The sequence below is a fragment of the Streptomyces sp. NPDC058683 genome (genome assembly GCF_042716195.1).
GTDB lineage: Bacteria > Actinomycetota > Actinomycetes > Streptomycetales > Streptomycetaceae > Streptomyces.
Map to the genome: position 1 here is coordinate 113,882 of NZ_JBHXSK010000007.1, position 12,437 is coordinate 126,318.

Below are 12,437 nucleotides of genomic sequence, written 5' to 3' on the forward strand. Positions count from 1 at the left end.
GGAGGAGGCGGTACGGCGGCGGTACGGCGGAGCGGGTGCCGGCACGTACCGGTTCAGGAACGAGGAGCGTGCGGATCAGGCGCGTATGAGATGGGCGTCGAGGGGCGCGAGCAGGTCGAGCAGGGCGTGTCGTTCCTCGTCGGAGCACGGGGTGAAGGGCGCCGCGACATGCGGCGGGCACAGACCTCGTGCGGCCAGGACGGCCTTCACCGCCGGCACACCGGGTCGTACGGTGTGCAGCGCCAGCACCCGGTCGAGCAGCTGTTGCGCGCGGCTCGCGGCAGCGTCCCGGCCGTCGCGGTGGGCCCGGAACAGGTCGACGGCGGCGGCGGGCGCCAGATTGGCCACTCCGGGGACCACCCCGTCGGCTCCGAGGCGCAGTGCGTCGAGCGCCTGCCGCTCCGCGCCCTGGCTGATCCCGAAGTCCTCGCGCCGGCGGGCCGCCGCGAGGGCGTGACCGAACAGGGCGAGGTCGCCGGAACTGTCCTTGATGCCCACGAGGTGCGGGAGGCCGGTCAGTTCGTCCAGCAGGGCGGGCGTCAGCGGATTGCTGTAGCGGGGGGCGTTGTAGGCGACGACGGGGACGCCGAGGCCGGCCAGGGCCGCGTAGTGGGCGACGATCTCGTCGTGCCGGTGGTGGAAGTAGATCGGCGGGCTGAGGACCAGCGCGTCCGGCGCGGCGGGCAGCACGGCCGCCGCCCGCGCCAGCGCCTCGGCGGTGCCGGGAGCGGTGACGTTCACCAACACCGGGCCGCCGTCGACCAGTTGGCGCCAGCGTCTGGCGACCCCCACGGCGAACTCGCCCAGTTCCGCCGTGGGGAGCAGGGGGCCCTCGCCGTTGCTGCCGAAGAGCATGAGGCCGCGGGCGCCTGCCGTGGCGAGGGCGCCGAGCAGGGCGTCGGCGGCGGGGGCCGAGGGCCGTCCCAGGCGGTCCATCGGTGTGACCAGGGGGACGGTGACGCCGGTCAGCAACGCGCGGCCGTCGGGCTGCCGCTTCTTGCCGTCGTCAAGGCGCTCCGCTGTGAGTGCCGTGATCTGCCGTCGTTTCGCTGCGCCGCCGTCGTGGCTGATCGCGCAGTTCCCCGCGCCCCTTTGGGGCGCTTCGCTTGACCCTCCTGAACTGGGCCGCCCGGCCCGTCTCTCCCCGTCGGCCTCTCTGCCCTGGCTGTCCATCAGTACCCCCTGACCTCGGGCCAGGCCAGTTCGACCCCGGCGCGCGTGAGTTCGGTCTGGAAGCGGCTCAGCGACTCGGGGTCCTCGTACACCTGCTCCGGCTCCAGGCGGTGGTCGAGGCAGTGCGCCGCCAGGGATCCGGCCGCCTCGCCGATGTTCCACTCGACGGGGTGCAGCCGGTAACAGCCGTTGGTGATGTGGGTGGTGCCGATGTTCTTGCACACGGGGAGGAGATTGCGCAGCCGTACGGGGAGCAGGGCGCCCAGCGGGATGTGGAAGGGGCTGCTGGCGACGTCGATGTAGGTGTCGCCGCCGGTGGAGGGGTGCAGGTCGATCCGGTACATCCCGATGCCGACGGAGTCCGGGTAGCGCACCGCGCCCCGCTCGCCCCGGACGGCCAGGGACAGGTCCTGTTCGACGATCCGGCGCCGGGCGACGATCCGCCGCGACTCCCGGATGTACGGCGCCTTCGCCAGCCCGTCGGCCGTACCGAACACGTCGCCGCGCAGCCGGAGTCCCGGCCAGCCGGTGCCCCCGTCGGGGCGGGGCGCCTCGGTCTGCAGCCAGTAGAGCATGCTCATGCTCAGCTCACGGGCGCCCGCCAGATGCCGGTCCCGCTCCTTGTCGTCCACCCCGATCAGCGGCCCGGGCAGATAGTCGATCATGGGCCAGTTGACGATGGTCACATCGCTCGCGGCGAAGCCCGGCCGGTACAGCTTCCGGGAGACCACCCGGCGGAACTCCCACAGCTCCTTGTCCCCCGCGTCCTTGCTCTGGTCGGCGACCACCGGCCCCGAGTCGGCGTTCGGGGTGAAACCGCGCGGTACGGTCTCCAGCGTCCTCGGGTCGGGCGCGCTCAGGCTCAGCAGCCGGTTCGGCCACTGCGGGGGGTGGTAGGCGGCCCAGCCGTCGTAACCGGCCGGGCGGTCGACGGTGTGGTCCTCGCCGGCCCGGTGGTCGACGGCGAACACCCAGGAGAACGCCTGCATGTTGGCCGGCTGCGCCTCCTGCGGCGCGCTCGGCTCCCCGGTGTCCCGACGCGACTCGAAGCCCGTCACGTGCTCGGCGCCGGTCAGCGGCAGCAGGTCGCCGAGTTCCGTCGCGTCCAGGACGTACGGCGCCGACACCTCGACCAGGGTGCCGTCCGGGCCCTCGACGACCACGGACCGCACCCGGTCGCCGTCCACGGACGCGGCCACCGGCCGGTACCCGTAGAGGATCCGCAGCCGGCCGGCCGCCACATACGGCGCGACCATGGCCTCCAGCACGGCGGCGGCCACCCTCGGCTCGTGGCAGAGCGCGCTCACCCGCCCCTCGCCCGGGTTGAGATACCGGCGCCGCCGGGCCTCCTCGGTCAGTGGATACCACGTCCGGTAGTGGTCGCGGATCGCCTCGCGCAGCGCGCGGTAGGTGCGGGTGGCGCCGAACTGCTCGATCCAGGTGTGCTCGTCGGGCGGTACGCCCTGGCTGGTGAGCTGGCCGCCGATCCAGTCGGTCTCCTCGGTGAGCAGCACCGACCGTCCCCGGTCGAGGGCGGCCAGCGCGGCGGCCACGCCACCGAGGCCCCCGCCCACGACGAGGATGTCCGTGGCCGTCGCCGTCTCCGCGCTCATGTGCCGCTCCCCTCCTGTGCGTGACGTCCTCCGACCGGGCCGAACGTGAAGCTCCGGGGTCCGCCCGCCACCTCCACGCGCACCGGCGGACCGCCGCCCGGTGGTGTGACGAGCAGGTCGCCGACGCCCTCGGCGGTCCCGCTCACGCGGTCGCCGGTCAGCAGGTATCCGCGTACGACGACTCCGGGCGCCATGTCCAGCAGGGTCCGTCCGTCGAGGCCGACGGTGAGCCGGCCGGCCGCCCGGACGTCGAGGCGGCCTTCGCCGAGCGGCAGGTTGCACAGCTCGGCCGGCTCGCCCGGATGCGCGAACCGCCAGCCGTCGGGACGCGCGTCCGCCAGCTCCCCGAAGGCGAGAAACGCCAGCAGCCCGCCCCAGGCCATCAGCCCGTCCGACCGCTTCTGGAGACCGGTCAGGTTCTCGCCCGCCACCGCCGGATAGTTCTCCCTGACATGGCCGTACTCCCGCCATTCGTCGAGAAACAGCCGCAGCAGGGCCCCGACCACCGGCCGGCTCAGCCCGGTGAGGTCGTACCGCCGTAGCCCGCGGACGGCGAGATAGGCCATCGGTGCCCAGATCCGGCCGCGCCAGTAGGTGGCGGCGAAGCCCGGGTCGTCGCGGGCCACACTGGGCAACGGGCGGGTGCCGCCCAGCACTTCGGGCCGTAGCAGGTCGGTGGCCGTGGCCGCCGCACGGTCGGCGTCCGGCAACCCGCCGAGCAGCGCGTACAGCATGGTCGGCGAGACATGCGGATCGTGCGCACCCGCTGCGGTGAGATTGCGGTAGCCGCCGCGCTCCTCGTCCCACAGCAGCCGGTCGGCGACCGCCCTGGCGGTGGCGGCCTCGGCGCGCAGCCGGTCGGCCGTCGCGCCCTGCCCCAGGACCCCGGCGATGTCCGCCAGGGCCTCGGCGTCGGCGATGTGCAGGGCGTTCAGGCCGACGTCGGCGAGGTCCATGGTGTGGGTCGCCGGGTCGTACCGGGCCTCGTCGTACATCGGCGAATCGTCCAGGCCCGACTCCCGTTTGGCCCGGTCCAGGGTCGCCGACGCGGGGTCGCCCGCGATCGGGTCGGAACCCCAGGCGAGCAGGCCGTGCGGCCCGCGCCGGGCCCGGGGCCACCAGTCGTGCCAGGCCAGCAGCGCCGGGAAGGTGTCGGTGAGGAGGGCCGTGTCGCGGGTCCCGGGCGACAGGCCGCCCGCCAGATAGGCCTGGTGGACCGTGAGTGCGCCGACCGGCGGCTGCGAACGGTCGTCGGTGCGGCCCCGCTCGTCCGAGACCCGGTTCGGGATCATCCCGGCCTCGTCCGCGTACGGCAGGATCTGCCCGAAGATGCCGCGCGCGTAGTCCCGGTCGACGGCGGAGGCGGCGAGGCCGGTGAAGAACGTGTCCCAGGCATGCAGGGCCCAGGTGCCGTAGAAGCCCTTCCGCTCGGCGCAGACGAAGTCCCGCGAGGTCGGGGTGAGGACGCGGCCGATGTCCGGGGCGTAGACGGTGTTCCAGGTGACGGCCCTGGTCAGGGCGGATGCGGCTTCGCCTAGCCAGCCGGTGGAACAGAGCCGGGTCCGGTCGGCGGCGGCGCGGTGTGCCGCGAGGCGCCCCGCTGTGAGCGCCGTGATGTGCCGTCGGTCGGCTGCGGCGCCGCTGTGGCTGGTCGCGCAGTTCCCCGCGCCCCTACGGGGCGCGACCTGTACTTCCACGGCGCCGTCGAACGCCAGCACCAGCGCCCCTTCCGGGCCCCCGACCCTGCGGGCCGGTGCTGACGTGGTGACCGTCCAACGGGCGCCGCCCGCGCGGACGGTGGTCGTCTGGCCCGTCGGCTCCTCGATATCGTCCAGGCCCTCCACCGACAGCACGATCGCGCCCGTGCTCTCGGCTCGCGCGTCCAGTACGTCGCCCGGGCCGCCTGCGAAGGTCAGGTGCAGGCGGTGGCCGGCCGCGCGTACCGTCACCTCGGCGTAGCTGCCGTCCACGGTGTGCGGGCCCAGGCGGTCGAGGCCGTCGCGCCAGGTGAAGCCGTCGAGGACCGGGCCGTCGGGGCCGAGTACGCCGAACCGCACCCGCGGGCCGTCCGGCAGCCGGCTCATGCCGGTGTGTGTACGGACGTCCCAGGTGTTCCAGCCGGTCGGCGCCGGAGTCACCGTGCTCATACGCCCGCCTTGTCGTCGGCGGTGCCGTCGCCGGGCACCGAGTCGTCCAGGTCCAGGGCCGCGTCCAGCAGGGCCCGGGTGTACGCGTGGCGCGGTGCGGTCAGCACCTCACCGGTCCGGCCCTCCTCCACGATCACGCCCCGGTGCATCACCGCCACCCGGTCGGCGATCTGGTGCACCACCCCCAGATCGTGGGAGATGAACAGCATCGCCAGCCGGTGCCTGCCCCGCAGATCCACCAGCAGCCGCAGGATCTGGGCCTGCACCGACACGTCGAGCGCCGACACCGCCTCGTCGCAGACCAGCAGCCGGGGCCGTACCGCGAGCGCTCTGGCGATGCTGACCCGCTGGCACTGGCCGCCCGACAGGTCCCCGGCGCGCCGTGACGCCACCTCGGGGTCGAGCCCCATGTCGGCGAGGAGCCGGTGCAGTGCCTCGGTGCGGTCGCCCTCGGGCGCGGTGACCGGATGGGTGCTCCACACCTCGGCGATGATCGCGGCGACCGTCATCCGTGGGTTCAGAGACGAGCGCGGGTCCTGGAAGACCATCTGGACCGCGCGCTGCAACTCGGGCGGCCTGCGCCCCGCGCGGGCGAGCGGGCGGCCGTCGAAGGCGATCGTCCCGGCGCCGGGCCGCAGCAGTCCGGCCACGCACCGGGCCACGGTCGTCTTGCCGGAACCCGACTCGCCGACCAGGCCGAGTGTCTCCTCGGGTGCGACCGACAGGCTCACCCCGTCGACGGCGACCTGACCACCCCGGCGGACCGGCCCCCGCCCGCCGTACCTGACGCGCAGCTCACGCACATCGAGGAGGGCGCGCTCGGTCACACTCACGACCCGAGCACCTCCTCCGCGAAGTGGCAGGCGCTCCGGCGGCCCGGTGCCACCTCCCGCACCTCCGGTACTTCGGCGCGGCAGCGGGCGCGGGCGAGCGGGCAGCGCGGATGGAAGGCGCAGCCGGACGGCCGGTTCGCCGGTGTCGCCGGGGCGCCCGGCAGCGGATCGGCGAGCGCGGTACGGGTCCTGACGGCGGGCACGCTGCGCACCAGGGCGGCGGTGTAGGGGTGGGCGGGGCGCCGCAGTGCGTCGCGGGCGGGGCCGCGCTCGCAGACCCGCCCCGCGTACATGACCACGACCTGTTCGGCGACGTGCGACACGACCCGCAGGTCATGGCTGACCAGCAGCATCGACAGGCCGTCGGCCGTCTGGATGTCGGCGAGCAGCCGCAGGATCCGGGACTGCACGGTGACGTCGAGCGCGGTGGTGGGCTCGTCGGCGAGCAGGAGGGTGGGCCGGCCGGCCAACGCCATGGCGATCATGGCGCGTTGGCGCAGGCCGCCGGAGAGTTCGTGCGGGTAGGCGCGCATCCGGCGCTCCGGCTCCGGCACGCCGGCCCGGTCGAGGAGTTCGACGACCCGCCGGGTCACCTCGGCGCGCGGCAGCCGGTCCCGGCGGGGGATCTCGCCGACCTGGCGGCCGATCCGCTGGGTCGGGTTGAGCGCGGCGAGCGGGTCCTGGAAGATCATCGCGATCTCCCGGCCGCGTACCGCCCGGCGCCGTGCCGGGTCGGCGGCGATCAGGTCCTCGCCCTGCCAGAGCAAGCGGCCCGCCAGGGTGGCGCCCTCGGGAGGCAGGCCCAGGACCGCGAGGGCGGTCATGGTCTTTCCGCTGCCCGACTCGCCGATCAGCCCCACGGTGGTGGCGCGCGGCACGTCGAAGGAGACGCCGTCCACCGCGCGTACCCGGGTGCCGTGCGGGCCGGGCAGTTCCACCACCAGGTCGTCGACGCGCAGCGGCGGCCCGTCGGTCCCGGGCGGGGCCGGTGCGGCGGCCCCGTGTTCGTGTGCGGTTCCGGCGGGGGTCACGAGCCGTCGGTCCGTACGGTGGCGAAGTCCGGCAGGCCGCTGGCGTCGGGGACGAAGCCCTTCAGGTCGCTGTTCCAGGCGTAGGCGATGCTCACCGACATCGGGTACATCCCGACGGCGTCCCGCCAGATGATCTCGCTTGCCCGGCCGTAGAGGTCGGTGCGCTTCTGCTTGTCGGCCGTCGCGCCCGCCGACGCCAGCAGTCCGTCCAGCTGCTTGTTGCAGTAGCCCATCCGGTTGGCGGCGCAGGTGTAGAGGCGGCCGAGGTTGCTGGCCGCGTCGTAGCTGGGGGTGGCCAGCTGCTGGAAGTTGATGTCCCACTTGAGGGCGATCAGGTCCTCGGTGAAGGTGGCCTGCTCCTTCTCCAGCGGGTCCGCCTGCACGCCGGCCTTCTGCAGGTCGGAGACGACGGCCTGGATGAAGGGCCGGAACTCGTCGTTGGCGAACTGGAGCCGCAGCTTCTTGGAGAAGTCGAAGCCGGCGGCGGTGAGCGCGGCCTTGGCGGCGGCCGGGTCGTAGGCCACCGGCGTCTGCGGTACGTGGCCGAGGACGACGCCGGTGACGGGGGCGTCGGCCGGTTTGCCGGTCTCCGGATAGAGCTTGGCGATGATGGTCTTGAAGTCGACCGCCTGCCAGATCGCCTTGCGCACCTTCGCGTCCTTGAGGGCGGGGGTCGAGGAGTTGAACCACATGGTGAACTCGGCGCTGCTCGGCACCGTCTGCACGGTCAGCTTCTTGTCGCCCTTGAGCGAGGCCAGCTGGTCGTCCGGGATGCCCCAGACGACGTCGACCTCGCCGGTGCGCAGCGCGGTCAGGCGCGCCGACAGGTCGGGGACGTTGCGTACGGTGACCTGGTGGAGCGCGGGTTTCGTGCCCCCGTACTTCTTGTTGGGCACCAGGACCAGCGACTGGCCCGGGGTGAACCCGTCGACCGTGAACGGGCCCGAGCCGACAGGGTGGTTGAAGAAGGCGGTGTCCTCCTTGCCGACGCCGGAGGGGATGACGTAGAAGGTGCCGAGCTTGCCCGGGACGGACGCGTCCGGCGCCGGGCTCTTGAGCACCACCTCGGTGGGCGAGACCTTGGTCATCGTGTAGCCGGGGAAGTTGCCGGCGTTGGGGCCGTTCAGGGTGATCATCCGCTGGAAGGACGCCACCACGTCGTCGGCGTCGAGTGCGGAGCCGTCGGAGAAGGTCACGCCGGAGCGCAGCGTGAACGTCCACTGCGTGACGTCCTTGTTGGGCTTCCAGGAGCTGGCGAGGTCGCCCTTGAGGGTGCCGTCCGCGGTCGGCTTCACCAGTCGGCTGAAGATCTCCTGCGCGGCCAACTGCGTTCCGGTGGAGGCTCCTTGGGCGCCGTGCGGGTCCAGGCTCTCGATCGGGTAGGTGCCCGCGACCGTCACGTCGCCCGAGGCGCCGCCCCCGCTGTCGTCGCCGGAGGTCGTCGAACAGGCGGCGAGGAGGGCCGCGCCCGCCGTGCAGGTGGTGGCGAGCCGGATCAGCCGGCTCCGCCCGTACGCACGCGTCTTGGTCATGGAGGTGCTCCTGTCTGGGAACGAGAGCGGTGCGCGGAGTTCGGGAAGGTCAGTCGGAGCGGCGCCGCCCGTAGCGGGCGGTGAGCTGGTCACCGAGGATGCCGATGTTGATGATCAGGAGGGACAGGGCGATGCCGGGCAGGGTGGAGATCCACCACTGCGTTTCCAGGTACTCCTTGCCGTTGGCGATGGTCTGCCCCCAGGAGACGGTGGACAGGGGCAGCCCGATGCCGAGGAAGCTGAGCCCCGCCTCCGCCAGCACCACCAGCGCGAATTCCAGGGTGGCGAGGGCCACGATCGGCCCCGCCGTGAACGGGAGGACGTGCCGGGCGAGGATCTTCCGGCCCGGCACCCCCAGCACCCGGGCCGCGTCGACCCAGGGCCGTTCCCTGAGGGAGAGCGCGACACCGCGGGTGACCCGGGCGAAGGTGATCCAGCCGGTCGCCGAGAGCGCGAGGACGACCAGCAGGACGCTGCGCTCGAAGGCGCCCGCGATCACGATCGCCAGCAGGATCGCGGGAAACGCCAGCAGGATGTCGAAGACCCGGGCGAGCACGGCGTCCACGGCACCGCGGAAGTAGCCGGCGACGGCACCGAGGACGACGCCGACGAGACAGGAGAGGGCGACCGTGGACACGCCGATGAGCACCGACGTCCTGGCCCCGTAGACGATCTGGGCCAGCAGGTCGCGGCCGAGCCCGTCCGTGCCCAGCCAGGCCGTGCCCCCGGTGGAGGTCCGGGAGCCGGGGGAGAGCAGCCGGTCGTCCAGGGACGTGTGCACCGGGTCGTAGTGGATCAGCAGCGGTCCCACGACGGCGACCAGCAGGTAGCAGCCCACGACCACGGCGGGCACCCGGGAGAGCGGCCCGCGGCGCCGCGCCCGCGGCGGGGCCGCCGTCAGCGTTTCGGGGGCGGTGGCGAGGTCGGCCATCAGACGGCTCCCGTCCGGATCCGCGGGTCCAGCTGGGCGATGAGCAGGTCGGCCACCAGGTTGAGGACGACGACGATGCCGGCGACCAGGAGGGTGGCGCCCTGGACGACGGCGTAGTCGCGGTTGGCCACCGCGTCCACCACCAGCGAGCCGAGGCCGGGCCAGGCGAAGACGTTCTCGACGATCACGGCACCGCCGACCAGCGCCCCGACCTGGACGCCCACCACGGTCACCACCGGGATCAGCGAGTTGCGCAGGGCGTGCCCGAGCAGCACCTGACGCCCGGTCAGTCCCTTGGAGAGCGCGGTCTGGATGTAGCCCTCGCGCATCGTCTCCACGAGGCTGGTCCGGGTCAGCCGGGCGATGATCGCGATGAACGGGAACGAGAGGGTGACGGCCGGCAGCACCAGATGCTGGGGCGTGCCGGACCCCGAACTGGGCAGCAGGCGCAGGCCCAGGGCGAAGACCAGCACCAGCATGATGCCGATCCAGAACGTGGGGAACGACTGGAGGGCGATCGTGCAGGCCGACACCACCCGGTCCACCACCCCGCCCGGCCGTCCGCCGGCCAGCATGCCCAGCGTCAGCCCCAGCAGCACCGCGATCACGGTGGCCGTCAGCGTGAGGTCGATCGTGGCGGGCAGCCGGTCCAGGACCGCGTCCATGGCGGGCCTGCCGAGCCGGTGCGACTCGCCGAAGTCGAGGCGGGAGACGTCGCCGAGGTAGCTGAGGTACTGCGCGCCGAGCGGCCGGTCGAGTCCGAGCGAGGCGCGCAGGCTGTCGATCTGGCTCTGGTCGGCGTCCGGGCCGAGCAGCACGGTCGCGGGGTCGCCGGGTGCGGCCCGGACGATGAGGAAGATCAGCGAGGCGGCGCCCCACATCACGAAGACGCCGATGACCAGCCGGTGCACGATCATCCGGATCATGCGCCGGGCCTCCCGCCCGCACGGACCGGTCCGATCGAGTCGCCCGGTACGAACGCGCAGGGCACGGTCAGCCGGCGTGGCTCGCAGCTCTCCTGGTCGAGCAGTTCGATCAGCAGCCGTACGGCCTCGCCCGCCATCTCGGCGCGGGGCAGGGAGAACCGGGTCCAGTTCCGCAACTCCGGTGTCCAGGACGGCGGATCGCCCAGCAGGGCCAGCGAGCAGTCCTGGGGGAACCGGACCCGCTCCGTGCCGGCCATCGTCGCGAGCGCCTCGGTCAGCCGGTTGTCCTCGGTCGGCTCGACCAGCAGCGCGGTGATCCCGAGGCCGCCGATCCACCCCTCGAGGTGTTCGACCGTCAGGTCCGCGGGATCGGCCAGGCTCCGGATCAGCGCCTCGTCCAGGGCGAGACCGGCCTCGGCCAGCCCGCGCCGGTAGCCCTCCTCGCGGTCCCGGGTGGGCTCGCTGTCCTCCAGGGCCCGCAGGTACAGGATCCGCCGGTGGCCGAGGAGCGCCAGCTCGGCGACGAGCGCCGCGGTCGCGGAGACGTAGTCGGCGGCCACGTAGGAGAGTTCGCCGTCGTCCACCTCGCGGCGGCCGACGAAGACGAAGGGGAAGTCCTCCCGGACCAGCGCGGACAGCTCCTCGCGGCGGACGTTCCGGCCGAGCAGGACACAACCGTCCGCGATCTTCAGCCGGTTGGACCCGCCGACATAGATCGACCGCTCGGCCGCCGAGGGACCGGATTCACCCCCGTCGGAACAGAACAGCAACAGGTCGTATCCCTGCCGTGCCGTCTCCGCCTCCACGCCGAGCAGGAACGGGTAGTAGAAATCGCGCTGGTCGGTCGGGAAAACCGATTCGAACGTGTACAGCCCGAGCAGCCGATTCCGGCCGCCTTTCAGACTGCGTGCGGCGACATTGGCCGCATAGCCCAGTTCCTCGGCCGCCGCCAGCACCGCCCGGCGGGTCGATTCCGCGATCTGCGCACTGGCCGCACCGCCGCTGATCACCAGTGACACCGTTGCCTGGGAGACGCCGGCCTGCCGGGCGATGTCCCGCTGGGTGGAGCGTCTACGCCGTTCGGGAGGGACCATGAGCACCCCCGGTTAATACGTATTAGCAAGTGCCGAAAGACGCTACTCGGACGCCGCGAAACGCGTCAAGACGCGTGAACTCCCTTTGTCGGGACCGTTTCCCGCGTATTTCGATCATGCCGGGTGACAGGATTCGCCATCCCCTTGCACGGGCGAGCCATGGCAGCCGGACGCGGCATTCAGGAACATCGGGAACACGACCGTTCTCCGTTGTGCCGAGGCCCGCCGGGAAGCCGTGCCGACGTCCCGGCGTCCCGGCGTCCCGGCGTCCCGGCAGGAAAGGGAATCCGATGACCGTCCGCACCGCTGGGGAACACGATCTCGCCGCCCGCTTCGACCGGGACGGTTACGCCGTGCTGCCGGGCGCTCTGACGGCGGCGGAGGTGGCGGAGCTGCGCGCAGAGACCCTGCGGATCTGCCGTGGCGAACGGGGCGCCGTCGAGGGGGCGCCGGCGCCGGTGGCGGGCGAGAGCGACGACGACACCGTGCGCCGGTTCCTGTGCGTGCACTACCCGCACAAGCTGTCGGCGCTCATGCTCGACACCATGCGCCATCCCGCCGTCGTCGGGCCGCTGACCGAAGTGATCGGACCCGACATCAAGTCGATGCAGTCGATGCTGTTCGTCAAGTCCGAGGGGAAGCCGGGCCAGGCGTGGCACCAGGACGAGATGTTCATCCCCACCCGGGACCGGTCCCTGACCGCCGCCTGGCTCGCCCTGGACGACGCCACCGTCGACAACGGCTGCCTCTGGGTCCTGCCGGGCTCGCACCGGCCCGGCGTCATCTACCCCAACCGCGAGCACGACGACGCCCGTTACGACTGCACGGTCCAGTCCTACGGCTTCCCCTACGACGAGACGGACGCCGTACCCGTCGAGATCACCGCCGGATCGGTGCTGCTCTTCAACGGCTACCTGCTGCACAAGTCGCTGCCCAACACCGGCCGGCGAGGGTTCCGGCGGGCCCTGGTCAACCACTACATGAGCGCCTCGTCGCTGCTGCCCTGGTCACCCCCCGAGGCCGAAGTGCCCATGGCCCAGGCCGACTTCCGGGACATCGTGCTGGTCGCGGGCCGGGACCCGTACGCCTACAAGGGCACCACCGGCATCCGCACCCCCCGGGTACGCCGCGACCGGTCCGGGGGCTGCGACCGGTGA

Annotated in this window: 10 protein-coding genes; 1 reads left to right on the top strand and 9 read right to left on the bottom strand. The window is 72.8% G+C overall.

What is annotated here, in order from left to right:
* Positions 1-75: 75 nt before the first annotated feature.
* Genes ACFWXC_RS09705 through ACFWXC_RS09745 form a run of 9 tightly spaced genes read right to left on the bottom strand, consistent with a single transcriptional unit; the run spans position 76 to position 11,280 of the window.
* A complete protein-coding gene (locus tag ACFWXC_RS09705) occupies positions 76-1,173 on the bottom strand; it encodes a dihydrodipicolinate synthase family protein (protein ID WP_384475776.1) in 1,098 nt (365 codons plus the stop codon).
* Positions 1,173-2,786 carry an FAD-dependent oxidoreductase gene (locus ACFWXC_RS09710; RefSeq protein ID WP_384475779.1) on the bottom strand — a complete coding sequence of 538 codons (1,614 nt, stop codon included), beginning with the start codon at positions 2,784-2,786 and terminating at the stop codon, positions 1,173-1,175. The genes ACFWXC_RS09705 and ACFWXC_RS09710 overlap by 1 nt, the downstream gene beginning before the upstream one ends.
* Entirely contained in the window at positions 2,783-4,933 is a 2,151-nt protein-coding gene (locus ACFWXC_RS09715; protein WP_384475782.1) for a trehalase family glycosidase, read from the bottom strand. The genes ACFWXC_RS09710 and ACFWXC_RS09715 overlap by 4 nt, the downstream gene beginning before the upstream one ends.
* On the bottom strand, positions 4,930-5,766 hold the full coding sequence (locus tag ACFWXC_RS09720) for an ATP-binding cassette domain-containing protein (protein WP_384475785.1): 837 nt from the start codon (positions 5,764-5,766) through the stop codon (positions 4,930-4,932). Before ACFWXC_RS09720 ends, ACFWXC_RS09715 begins: the two co-directional genes overlap by 4 nt.
* A complete protein-coding gene (locus ACFWXC_RS09725; RefSeq protein WP_384475788.1) occupies positions 5,763-6,797 on the bottom strand; it encodes an ABC transporter ATP-binding protein in 1,035 nt (344 codons plus the stop codon). Before ACFWXC_RS09725 ends, ACFWXC_RS09720 begins: the two co-directional genes overlap by 4 nt.
* Positions 6,794-8,329 carry an ABC transporter substrate-binding protein gene (locus tag ACFWXC_RS09730; RefSeq protein WP_384475791.1) on the bottom strand — a complete coding sequence of 512 codons (1,536 nt, stop codon included), beginning with the start codon at positions 8,327-8,329 and terminating at the stop codon, positions 6,794-6,796. Before ACFWXC_RS09730 ends, ACFWXC_RS09725 begins: the two co-directional genes overlap by 4 nt.
* 49 nt (positions 8,330-8,378) lie before the next feature.
* Entirely contained in the window at positions 8,379-9,260 is an 882-nt protein-coding gene (locus ACFWXC_RS09735) for an ABC transporter permease (RefSeq protein ID WP_384475794.1), read from the bottom strand.
* Positions 9,260-10,186 carry an ABC transporter permease gene (locus tag ACFWXC_RS09740; protein WP_384475797.1) on the bottom strand — a complete coding sequence of 309 codons (927 nt, stop codon included), beginning with the start codon at positions 10,184-10,186 and terminating at the stop codon, positions 9,260-9,262. The genes ACFWXC_RS09735 and ACFWXC_RS09740 overlap by 1 nt, the downstream gene beginning before the upstream one ends.
* On the bottom strand, positions 10,183-11,280 hold the full coding sequence (locus ACFWXC_RS09745) for a LacI family DNA-binding transcriptional regulator (protein WP_384475800.1): 1,098 nt from the start codon (positions 11,278-11,280) through the stop codon (positions 10,183-10,185). Before ACFWXC_RS09745 ends, ACFWXC_RS09740 begins: the two co-directional genes overlap by 4 nt.
* A gap of 290 nt (positions 11,281-11,570) precedes the next feature.
* Between ACFWXC_RS09745 and ACFWXC_RS09750 the strand changes: the two genes are divergently transcribed.
* Entirely contained in the window at positions 11,571-12,437 is an 867-nt protein-coding gene (locus ACFWXC_RS09750; RefSeq protein ID WP_384475803.1) for a phytanoyl-CoA dioxygenase family protein, read from the top strand.

What these genes read in the sequence shown, in the direction of transcription:
- ACFWXC_RS09705 (WP_384475776.1), bottom strand. Translation starts at nt 1,173, where the DNA reads ATGGACAGCCAGGGCAGAGAGGCCGACGGGGAGAGACGGGCCGGGCGG.
- ACFWXC_RS09710 (WP_384475779.1), bottom strand. Translation starts at nt 2,786, where the DNA reads ATGAGCGCGGAGACGGCGACGGCCACGGACATCCTCGTCGTGGGCGGG.
- ACFWXC_RS09715 (WP_384475782.1), bottom strand. Translation starts at nt 4,933, where the DNA reads ATGAGCACGGTGACTCCGGCGCCGACCGGCTGGAACACCTGGGACGTC.
- ACFWXC_RS09730 (WP_384475791.1), bottom strand. Translation starts at nt 8,329, where the DNA reads ATGACCAAGACGCGTGCGTACGGGCGGAGCCGGCTGATCCGGCTCGCC.
- ACFWXC_RS09735 (WP_384475794.1), bottom strand. Translation starts at nt 9,260, where the DNA reads ATGGCCGACCTCGCCACCGCCCCCGAAACGCTGACGGCGGCCCCGCCG.
- ACFWXC_RS09740 (WP_384475797.1), bottom strand. Translation starts at nt 10,186, where the DNA reads ATGATCCGGATGATCGTGCACCGGCTGGTCATCGGCGTCTTCGTGATG.
- ACFWXC_RS09745 (WP_384475800.1), bottom strand. Translation starts at nt 11,280, where the DNA reads ATGGTCCCTCCCGAACGGCGTAGACGCTCCACCCAGCGGGACATCGCC.
- ACFWXC_RS09750 (WP_384475803.1), top strand. Translation starts at nt 11,571, where the DNA reads ATGACCGTCCGCACCGCTGGGGAACACGATCTCGCCGCCCGCTTCGAC.